Origin of the sequence: Paenibacillus barcinonensis (genome assembly GCF_003217495.1) — a bacterium.
Taxonomy (GTDB): Bacteria; Bacillota; Bacilli; order Paenibacillales; family Paenibacillaceae; genus Paenibacillus; species Paenibacillus barcinonensis.
The window spans coordinates 105,340-114,797 of sequence record NZ_QJSW01000016.1; the positions used below are offsets into that span (position 1 = coordinate 105,340).

Annotated in this window: 10 protein-coding genes; 1 reads left to right on the forward strand and 9 read right to left on the reverse strand. The window is 48.6% G+C overall.

Annotated elements, in window-relative coordinates:
• Nucleotides 1-150: 150 nt before the first annotated feature.
• From DFQ00_RS20890 to DFQ00_RS20920, 7 genes are all read right to left on the reverse strand, one after another.
• Nucleotides 151-1,758 carry a response regulator transcription factor gene (locus tag DFQ00_RS20890; RefSeq protein ID WP_110898420.1) on the reverse strand — a complete coding sequence of 536 codons (1,608 nt, stop codon included), beginning with the start codon at nt 1,756-1,758 and terminating at the stop codon, nt 151-153.
• Nucleotides 1,751-3,541, reverse strand: a complete 1,791-nt coding sequence (locus DFQ00_RS20895) for a sensor histidine kinase (protein ID WP_110898438.1) — start codon at nt 3,539-3,541, stop codon at nt 1,751-1,753. The genes DFQ00_RS20890 and DFQ00_RS20895 overlap by 8 nt, the downstream gene beginning before the upstream one ends.
• A gap of 227 nt (nt 3,542-3,768) precedes the next feature.
• On the reverse strand, nt 3,769-4,191 hold the full coding sequence (locus DFQ00_RS20900; protein WP_090924948.1) for an OsmC family protein: 423 nt from the start codon (nt 4,189-4,191) through the stop codon (nt 3,769-3,771).
• Nucleotides 4,192-4,217: 26 nt separating this feature from the next.
• Nucleotides 4,218-4,964, reverse strand: coding sequence for an amino acid ABC transporter ATP-binding protein (locus tag DFQ00_RS20905; protein WP_110898421.1), 747 nt, complete (start codon nt 4,962-4,964; stop codon nt 4,218-4,220).
• 15 nt (nt 4,965-4,979) lie between these two features.
• The gene (locus tag DFQ00_RS20910) at nt 4,980-5,624 is read right to left on the reverse strand and encodes an amino acid ABC transporter permease (RefSeq protein WP_110898422.1); all 645 of its coding nucleotides are present in this window, start codon (nt 5,622-5,624) and stop codon (nt 4,980-4,982) included.
• Nucleotides 5,625-5,655: 31 nt separating this feature from the next.
• Complete coding sequence (locus tag DFQ00_RS20915) at nt 5,656-6,468, reverse strand: substrate-binding periplasmic protein (RefSeq protein ID WP_420873314.1); 813 nt, start codon at nt 6,466-6,468, stop codon at nt 5,656-5,658.
• 204 nt (nt 6,469-6,672) lie between these two features.
• Nucleotides 6,673-7,305 (reverse strand): TetR/AcrR family transcriptional regulator, encoded by a 633-nt coding sequence (locus DFQ00_RS20920; RefSeq protein WP_110898424.1) that lies wholly within the window; start codon nt 7,303-7,305, stop codon nt 6,673-6,675.
• Nucleotides 7,306-7,550: 245 nt separating this feature from the next.
• Between DFQ00_RS20920 and DFQ00_RS20925 the strand changes: the two genes are divergently transcribed.
• The gene (locus DFQ00_RS20925; protein WP_244213946.1) at nt 7,551-8,339 is read left to right on the forward strand and encodes an undecaprenyl-diphosphate phosphatase; all 789 of its coding nucleotides are present in this window, start codon (nt 7,551-7,553) and stop codon (nt 8,337-8,339) included.
• A gap of 145 nt (nt 8,340-8,484) precedes the next feature.
• On the opposite strand, the gene DFQ00_RS20930 is transcribed toward DFQ00_RS20925, so the two are convergent.
• Together DFQ00_RS20930 and DFQ00_RS20935 are read right to left on the reverse strand one after the other, a co-directional pair.
• The gene (locus tag DFQ00_RS20930; protein WP_110898426.1) at nt 8,485-8,667 is read right to left on the reverse strand and encodes a hypothetical protein; all 183 of its coding nucleotides are present in this window, start codon (nt 8,665-8,667) and stop codon (nt 8,485-8,487) included.
• Nucleotides 8,668-8,833: 166 nt separating this feature from the next.
• Nucleotides 8,834-9,458, reverse strand: a 625-nt coding sequence (locus tag DFQ00_RS20935; RefSeq protein WP_146236204.1) for a transposase, incomplete at its 5' end; no start/stop codon positions are given.

Below are 9,458 nucleotides of genomic sequence, written 5' to 3' on the forward strand. Positions count from 1 at the left end.
TGCTTCACATATCAGGCATTAAAAAAGAGACCTGTATAGGTCCCTTTAGTAACCAGGTGCGTAAAGTCTGCGATGCATAGTATGGACAAACCATTGTATATTCGGTAAGTACATGGACTATATTATGATGAGCTCCCGTACCATCGCGGGTTATTCACCCTCATTGTCATGGTGATTCGTTTCGCTTCCTTGAGATTGCAATCTGGCCTGTTTATACGCTGAAGGGGATTCCCCTACATACTTCTTGAATTTACTGTGAAAATAGTCCACGTTCGCATATCCCACTCTTGCAGCGACCTGATGAACCTTTAACCCTTCGTCAAGCAGCGTTTTGGCTTTTTCGATCCGCACCTTGTCCAGAAAGGCGTTAAAATACTCGCCGGTATGGTTCTTGAACAATTTCCCCAAATAACTGCTGTTATAATTAAACACCTCGGCCAGAACCTCCAGCTTGAGATTCTCACCGGGGTTACGCTGAATGAATTCGATCATCTGTTTCATCACCGTGTCCTTGCTGCCACCACCCATACGCTGAATCAGACGGTTCAAATGCTCTGCCGACATCGCTTTGAGATCAGCCATCGTCAGTTGATGGTATACCTCGTTAATCAGCACCGAGTGCTCCTGCATAATGGACTGCATCTGTTGATTGGCAGCGGCAAGCTTGTTGAAGGCAAGAGAGAACACTTGCGAAAATGCTGTTTTGACCGCCTGCTCTGTCCAATAATACGTAACCAGACGATCCTGCATCTCTCCCAGCACACGCATCACCGACTCACTGCTTCGTATATCCAGCGCATAATACAGCTTGTCTGCCAGTTCTACCTCGTCAGGCGCCTGCACACCATCCGCTTCCGCTATCGAATGGTGCTCATGCTCGCCTTGCGGAGAGATTCGGCCTTCCTCCCAGCGTTTGATCCGCTGCTCTGTGAACAGGAACCGCTCGGCAAGCAGGCTGTTAGCTTGTGTGTAAGACCTCGCAATCTCCGCAGTAGACTGCACAGGCTCGCCGGTAGCCGCATACATCTTCACATCCCACTCGGCAAGCAAGGCTCGCAATTCGTCATAGAGGCTCTGTGACGTAGAAGCCTGATCCACCACCTCATGTGTTAACAGCCCCAGACCGGAATGGAATGAAAACACAATAGCCCGCTGCTTCTGATCAAAGGCTTCCACCAGCTTACGTTTCATTTCATTGCTCCGCTGCAGGTCAGGCGCTGCATGAATCTCCAGCAAAATGACCTGATACTGCGGCCAGTGCAGGCCAAGGCTATCTTCTTCACCACTACCTTCACCCTGAAGAGAGTCATACAGCAGCGCCTCAATCTGATGCTCCCGGTAAGCCGTATCTTCTCCCGCATAGCGAGCCAGCGTCTCCCGTTCCTGGTGAAGCTGCAGCGCAATCCGCTCCAGTTCCACAATGATCTCATCCTCATCAACCGGCTTCAGCAAATACCCGTCCACGCCAAAGCTGATTGCTTTTTTGGCATAATCAAAGTCAGCATAACCGCTCAGGATCAGAAAATGCGCATCTGGATGCTGCACGCGGAGCTGCTCAATAACCTCCAGGCCCGTCATGCCTGGCATCCGTATATCAATAATCGTCAGGTCCGGCTTTATTTCATTGAAACAGGCGATGGCCTCTCGGCCGCTTCCGGCTGTAGCCATGACCTGAAAGCTGTATTTTTCCCAATGGATAATCGTTGTCAGTCCCTCGCGAATACTCGGTTCATCATCGACCAACAATACTTTATACATGCTGGTTCCCTCCTGCTGGCAAGGTGAAAGAAACCTCTGTTCCTTCCCCGTACACGCTGTTAATCTGTAACCCGGCGCTTTCCCCGTACGTCAAAGTCAAACGCTGATGCACATTGCGCATCCCGATCCGGCTTCTCTCCTCTTCCTCTGGACCACTGACAAACTGCAAGACCTCCGCAAGCCGTTCCGGCGTGATCCCCGCTCCATCATCCTTCACCTTCACTCGAACCATACCATCCTGCATACAGATGTGAATATGCACCTGTACCTGTCCTTCTTTGTTCTCCAGTCCATGCACAATGGCATTCTCCACAATTGGCTGAATGATCAAAGGCGGGATAGACATCTTCTCCACCGCAGCGTCCAGATGAATCTCAAATGCCAGTCTGTCTCCATACCGGAATTTCTGAATTTCCAGATAGGAACGCACCATCTCCAGCTCCGCCCGGAACGTTGTTTTGCCGCTGCCAATCTCCAGACTCTTGCGCATCAGCTTGCCAAGTAGCCTGACAATATTCGCAATCTCCGCTTCCCCCTTGATATGAGCCTTCATGCGAATTGATTCCAGAGCGTTAAATAAAAAATGAGGATTAATCTGGCTGGCCATCATTTTCAGTTTAATCTCTTTCTGTGCGATTTCCAATTGGTTGTTCTGCTCGGTCGTCTCCACCACCTGAGTCATCAGCTCGTTAATACTTTTCACCATGTAATTAAACTGGCGTGACAATTGCCCAATCTCATCATTTCCGTCAATGCGGGAAGTAACATTCAGATCCCCAAGGGCCAGCTTGTTCAGATGTTTGCTGAGCCGGAGCAGTCGGTTCGAGGTCAGAAAAGAGATAATGTACACCAGCAGCAGCGCAATCACCAGCACAAGCGTAATAAAAATCATACCAATCTGGCTGATCTGGTTCGCATCCTTCACAATATTTTTGGTCGCAAATACCGAGATGACCTTCAGCTTGTTAAAGCTTGATCCGGGACCCAGTTCATCAATCACAATATTGGAAGGCTCCCCTTGAAAATCTGCTTCAATCGTGCCCTTGGGCTGGCTCTGCAGATCTACGCCAAAATCAAGCTCGTCCAGCGTTTTACCGACCAGTTCGGTATTTTTGGCTGCCACAACATACCCCTGCTCATCCGTAATCAACGTCTCAAACTGCTCCTGACGCAGCAACCCGTTAAGCTCCTCCTGATTGATTACAATCATCAGCACACCTTCGGTCTTATACTCGGCAAAAGGAACCTTACGCACCAGACTGAGCCGATGAACCGGATTGTCTTCCTTGCCAGGGATATAAAACCAGCCAATGCTCGTTGTTTTCAACGCCTCCTTGTACCAGTAACTCTCTTGGGTGCGCTCATTGACCGGGATAAACTCCAGATTGTTAATCAGGGTTGGATTGGTCGAGTAAAATCGAATGCCGGCAACTTCACGATACAGCCGCCGATACTCCTGAAAATCTTTATAAGCGAGGTATGCCGAGGTCAGCTCCACCACACTCTTGTATCGCCGATTCACGATTTCCTTGAGATCGGTATTAAACATCAGCATATTGGAGATATCTGTGGGCACACGCAGCATCGTGGCGGTCTGGCTTTTGATTTTATCTACGTTGATGATGGTCTGCCCGATGGCATTATCCAGCGCCTGCTGACGAAAGTAACCGGTGACCGCAAGACCGATAATCAGGACTGGAATCATGACAACAAGCACATAGGAAATAAGCAATTTATGCTTTATTTTGAGATTGTTTGAAATTCGAATCAGCCGTTTTAACATATCTGCACCTTCCGTCATCTGTATAAGCGCTTACATCCTTTGATGATCAGCAACAGTCCATGTTCGTGCCTGCGCATCCATCATACCACATGGTTACAGAGCCGTGAGCCCTTGTCATACTTTATGTCGTATTTGCATAATGAATTTACCGGAAATCCAAAAGGGAAAGACACTCCCATCATTGGAAGCGCCTTTCCCTATCTTACATCACATTAAAGCTCTATATATTAAGGACGCGGTGTGCTGACACCATTCAAAATCAGCTTCGGATGAATGTCTGCGCTCAGGGATGCGGACACCGCGCAGTACTTCTCTTCAGCCATCTGAATTGCTTTCCAGATCCGATAATCCGGGATGTCTCCATCCACCTTGAAGATCAGATCAATGGATGTGAACCCTTTGGGCATGTCCTCGCTGCGTGTGCCTTGGGCTTCAATCTCAATGGAATCAATTTTGTCCAGAAAAGCATCCAGAATCATCGTAATGTCGATCCCCATGCAACCGCCAAGTCCAGCCAGCAGCAGTTCCATCGGTGTTGCCCCTTGGCTGTCACCGCCATATGCCGCAGTAGCATCCATGCCTACCGCATACCCTGAAGGTCCTTCAGAGGTAAAGGCACGTTTGCCTTTCCATACTGTCGTTACATTCATGATGTTATCCTTCTTTCTCTATAATCTTAAAACTCGGTAATCTGCCGCAGGAACTGGCGTGTGCGTTCTTGTGCCGGATGTTCGAAAAAGGCCTCCGGGCTTGCCGTCTCCACAATGGAGCCATCCGCCATAAACACAATTTTGTTCGCCACATTACGGGCAAACTTCAATTCATGCGTCACAACCAGCATCGTCATGCCATCCTGTGCCAGCTCTTTCATCACCGACAGCACCTCTCCTACCAGTTCGGGGTCAAGAGCTGAGGTTGGCTCGTCAAACAGCATTACTTCCGGCTCCATCGCCAGTGCCCGTGCAATCGCTACGCGCTGCTGCTGTCCGCCGGATAAACGGGAGGGATAGGCATCCTGCTTGTCCGACAGGCCCACACGATCCAGCAAAAGTCGTCCGCGTTCGGCGGCTTCGTCCCGTTTTATTTTTTTCACCGTAACAAGGCCTTCCATCACATTGCCCAGCACCGTCTTATGCGGATACAGGTTAAACTGCTGGAACACCATGCCCGTCTGACGACGGATTTCCAGCACCCGGGCACGCTGAACGCGCAACGAATCTGCACTGTTCACCACAATACCGTTCACTTCAATCTGTCCACCAGACAGCTGCTCCAGTCCGTTGAGACAACGAAGCAATGTGCTTTTGCCTGAGCCACTTGGGCCCAGCAGTACAACAATGTCCTTGGCATCCACATGCATATCAATATTGGTCAGCACTTCATGATTCTGAAAACGCTTCGTCAGTCCAGTCGTTGTAATCATCGCTTCTCTCCCCCTCTAGTAAGCCCGGGCCAGCCGGCGCTCCACTTGCTCCAGAATGGCCGAGAAGCCGATGCTCATAATCCAGTAGATGACGCCGATTGCCAGGTAAAACGGCATGTTCTGCGCATACTGCGATACCAGAAGCTGTGCAGAACGCAGCAGCTCCGTAACACCAATCGCCGCCACCAGTGACGTTTCCTTCAGCATGCCGATAAAGGTATTGCCCATCGGTGGAATCGCAATGCGTACAGCCTGTGGGAAAATGATACGTCTCATTGCCTGAGCCGGCGTCATACCCGTCGCATATGCGGCTTCAGTCTGTCCTTTGGGTACAGCCTGAATCGCACCACGGAACGTTTCCGACAGGAACGCCCCTGCGTTCAAACTCAGCCCCAAACAAGCGGCTGTAAGCGATCCAAGCGTTACACCATAATCGACAAGCCCGTAATAAATAACGAATAATTGCACCAGCAGCGGGGTGCCCCGCATGATGGATACATAAAATCTGGCGATCAGCCTTAACCACATCGGCCCTTTAAGTCGGGCAATAGCCACAAGCACTCCGATGATAAAGGCAAAAAACATGGAGATCACCGTAACATAAAGCGTATAATAAGCCCCCTTCAGAAAGAAGGGGATATTCTCAAATACGAGTTCCATGGATCAAACTTCCCTTCGCCCTGCCGGTTCATTATTGCGCAGGCTCTTCACCAAACCATTTTTTGAAAATGGTATTATACGTGCCGTCATCCTTCATGCCTTTCAACGCATCGTTCAGTGCTGCTACAAGCTCAGGATTGTCCTTACGCACTGCGATCCCTGCCTGGTCACTCTTGATGGCTTCGCCTACGGCTTTGATTTTGAATCCATTGGCATCCACAATCGGTTTCAGAGCATACAGGTTGTTAATTGTTGCATCAATTCGGCCTGCGTTCAGGTCCTTCAGGGAAGAAATAACATCATCATACGTTTTGATTGTAAAATCTCCGACTTTAGGCAGCACTTCATTGCGCAGGTACGTTTCATCGTTTGTACCCAAGCCTACACCAATCGTTTTGCCTTTGAAGTCTTCCAGCTTTGTAATATCGTTGTTGTCTTCTTTGACAATGATTTTGACCTGGTTTGTGATGTATGGATCACTGAAATCCAGCACTTTTTTACGATCATCGGTAATCGTCATCTGACTGATAATTGCATCCAGCTTTTTGGCTTGCAGACTTGGTGTCAGGCCGGAGAACTCCTGGGATACAAATTCCACCTTAACTCCGAGACGTTTTGCCACCTCACGTGCGATATCGGCATCAAATCCATCCATTTCCTTCTTGTCATTCAGGAAGTTATATGGACGATACGTACCCATCATACCGACCTTGATGACACCTGCTGATTTGATCTGCTCCAGCTCATTGCCGCCAGACTGTGCTGCATTGTTTGTATTGCCAGTGTTCGTATTCCCATTATCCGCAGCCTTACTGCCGCAAGCGCTTAGTACAAGCACAACCATGAGCAGAATAGCGGTGAGGGACCACCCTTTGCGAATTTTTGATCCATATGTGTTATTCATGACGTTAACTTCCTCTCATTCATCTTATGTTCTGTTGGTGATTCCATTATTCCCTGTGTCTGGCTTAATCATGTGAAGAAGTATGAATGTGCGTGCACCTTTTACCTTTTGGCGTGAAAATAAAACCACCGACCTTGCCGACATCTATGTACCGAGCAGGCCGTAAAACTCAAAGCTTGCCGCTTCTGCCGCAAGTGCAGCAGCGTCCATCTCCGGAAATCGGCTGTGCAGCTCCACCGAGCCGAATAACCAGCGTGAAATCATGCCCTCGATCATGCTGACAAGCAATGCCGCTCGCAGCGGAACATTCATATCTGCCGGCAGCATGCCCAGTTCAATCGCACGCTCCATATTGTGGCGGAAGGCTGTCTCTACCGCATTGCGTGTTTCTTCAACCAGCCTCTGTACGGAGCTTTCGGTCACAATTCCCTTGAGCAGCAGCTCCATAAAGTACCGATTCTCTGCGGCAAAGTTGAACAGGTCGGTAAAAAGCCTCTCCGAAGCCTTCACCATATCCTCAACCGATCCGGCATCCTTGCGATACCCTTGTCCTATCGCCTCAAGAAGTTCCCCTTTGCCTGTTAACAATATCTCCGAGGCAATAGCTTCCTTGCTCTTGAAATGCCAGTAAAACGTCCCTTGAGCGACTCCGGCTTCACGAACGATATCGGAGATCTTCGTCTGATGATACCCTTGGGTTGCGAATCGCTCCATCGCTATGCGTATAATCTGGTCCCGACGTTCTTCTCCGGGCTCCAAACCGTTGGTTTTGGTCATACCTGAATGCCTCCCGATTGATTAGTCAGTCAGTTAATTCATATCCTATTGGATAACTCGGCTTTTGTCAATATCGTTTTAAAAAGCAGGTTACAAGCATACAGTTGAAGTAGAGGACAATTCTGAGCATAATAGAGGATAGTCTTGTTCGAAAGAACAGACATCGTTTATAGCAGGACAGGCCTCACGGGCTGTCGTCTGCAATTCAAGGAGGAAGAACATTGGACTTTATATCATCCATTATTATGGGCATCATCGAAGGTTTGACTGAGTTTTTGCCCGTGTCCTCAACAGGACACATGATTCTGACAGCTCACCTGCTGGGACTATCAGAGGACAACGAGTCAGTCAAAACGTTCGAGGTGGTTGTGCAGCTAGGTGCTGTGCTGGCTGTCGTTGTACTGTACTGGAACAAATTCATTGATATGTTCCGCTTCACCGGGGGTAAAAGGCCGTATTCGCGCCGTCTTAATCTGGGGCATATCATTCTGGCGATGGTACCTGCTGTTGTCATCGGACTTTTGTTCCGGGACTGGATCAAGGCTCATCTGTTTGGTCCGGAAACGGTGCTGTACAGCCTTGTGATTGGTGGTATATTGATGATCGTAGCTGAACGCTGGAGCCATAAAAGCTCACGCATCACAACCCATGATGTTGACGATATTACCTACAAGCAGGCCTTTGCCGTAGGTATGTTTCAAATTTTGGCGTTGTGGCCAGGATTCTCTCGTTCAGGCTCTACGATCTCGGGCGGTCTGTTTGCCGGAATCAGCCGGGTTGCTGCCGCAGAGTTCACCTTCCTCGTGTCCGTGCCAATCATGATTGGCGCTACAGGATATGACCTGTACAAAAGCATTGGCCATCTGAACAGCGATGACTTCGTCATCTTTGCCATCGGCTTTATTGCCGCATTTATCGTAGCTATGCTGGCGATCAAGACGTTCCTCTCCATTTTGAAAAGATTGAGCCTGACCGTCTTCGCTATCTATCGCTTTATACTTGCTGCAATATTCTTCGTAATCCTGATGATGTAATTGTTATACTTCACTAATCAGATCAGCTGCTTTAACCAAAAGTGGCGGCCCTGCTTCCTGTACGGAAGGCAGGGCCGCCATTTTTATATTGATGCCATATGTAGATTAAACTGATAGATCATGCCATGTTCAGGATGTTCGATCGTTATTCCCAAGGATCAGCCTGAACACTTCTTAACCTTTTACGCTCCTTCAACCTGCCCATCCACCGATATCTATTCTGTTTCTGTTCGTGTAACAACTGTTTGACACCGATCATTAGCAAACGGTATCGGCGTTCATCATCGTGGCTTAACTGGTGCATCTCTTCCAAAATCTCTCTGCTCATGATGGTATTGTTCACTCCAATATTCAGTTTGTTCTATAAGTATACAGAATGATACTGAACAAATTCTAAACAAGGAAAATTCAAAGGGGCTGTCTCAAAAGCCCTTAAAAACAAACATCGGTGAAGAGAATGAACACCGAGACGTCAAACGAGACCAAGCAGAGGGTTATCCTGCTTGGTCTCGTTTACGTTTTTCTGCCATTGTTGCTTTTTTGAGCAGATTGTGGGCAAGACAAAGCCACCCGACCTCCAGGCTTACTTTTTGCAAGCCGCGAAGCAGGAATCTTCGAAATCCCCGATTGTTTTTCATTTGTCCAAACACGCTTTCCGGCTCAATCATGCGTCGAACCGATAAGGTGTATCCTTCCTCGCTACGCAGTCGTTCTCGCATCTCGTTTTTTTGCCGCATGTAGATAAGACTTATTGCGATTTGCCGATCTCCCTGAGCCTTGGTGCATGTCGTTTTTAGAGGGCACTGGCTGCAATCTTCACTCTGGTAATGACGTGTGCAAATTGTGTAGCCACTCTCTGTGGCCGTCCGGCTTTCAACCCGAAAATGCAATGTCTGTCCAGCTGCACAAGTCCATGTATCTGACGTTTCATTGTAGCTCCAGTTGTCCACTTTACCGATGGCTCGCTGAAAAGCCTTTGTTTTTTCCTTGTGATAGGTCCCGTACTTCACGATGCCCTGGATATTTTTTTCTTCCAGGTAGCTGTAGTTTTCTTCGCTACCATACCCCGCATCGGCAATGACGATCTTCGGTTTTCGGCCCAGCATTTCTTCCAGGTGC